The sequence below is a fragment of the Streptomyces flavovariabilis genome (assembly GCF_000725785.1).
GTDB classification, from domain to species: domain Bacteria; phylum Actinomycetota; class Actinomycetes; order Streptomycetales; family Streptomycetaceae; genus Streptomyces; species Streptomyces hawaiiensis.
This window is the reverse complement of sequence record NZ_JNXD01000085.1, coordinates 1-729: the sequence shown is the minus strand read 5'-3', so window position 1 is coordinate 729 and position 729 is coordinate 1. Positions and strand designations below refer to the sequence as shown.

General features: G+C 70.1%; 1 protein-coding gene. It reads left to right on the top strand.

Annotation, left to right across the window (positions count from 1 at the left end; translation table 11 throughout):
• A partial coding sequence (locus IO24_RS41765; protein WP_037669967.1) for an AMP-binding protein occupies positions 1-729 on the top strand: 729 nt, incomplete at both ends.

Below are 729 nucleotides of genomic sequence, written 5' to 3'. Positions count from 1 at the left end.
CTGGCGGAGCGGCGGGGTGATGACGGTTCCCCGGACGGGATCGTCGGTTCCCTCACCTACCGCACGGACCTGTTCGAGCAGGACACGGTGACCGCTCTGGTGGCCCGGCTGCTGCGCGTGCTGCACACGGTCACGCAAGACCCCACCCAGCCGGTCGCCTCGCTCGACGTCCTGTCCAAGGACGAACGCCACCGCCTGCTGGAGGAGTGGAACGACACCACCACACCCGTCCCCCGGGCCACCGTGCCCGAGCTGTTCCAGGCCCAGGCCCGCACCACCCCGGATGCCACCGCCCTCATCGCCGACGGCACCCACCTCAGCTACGGCGACCTCAACACCCGCGCCAACCGCCTGGCCCGGCTGCTGATCGAACGCGGCGTGGGTCCCGAGCACATCGTCGCCCTCGCCCTGCCCCGCTCCCCGGACCTGGTCGTCGCCCTGCTGGCCGTCCTCAAAACCGGCGCCGCCTACCTCCCGATCGACACCAACTACCCCGTCGACCGCATCCGCTTCATGACCCAGGACGCCCGACCCACCCTCGTCCTGACCCACACCACCACCCAGCACCTCTGGAACGACGACACCCCCACCCTCTGCCTCGACAACCCCACCCTCCAGACCCAGCTGACCGGACACGACACCACCGACCCCACCACCACACCCGACCCCGCCCACCCGGCATACGTCATCTACACCTCGGGATCGACAGGTGTACCCAAGGGCGTCACC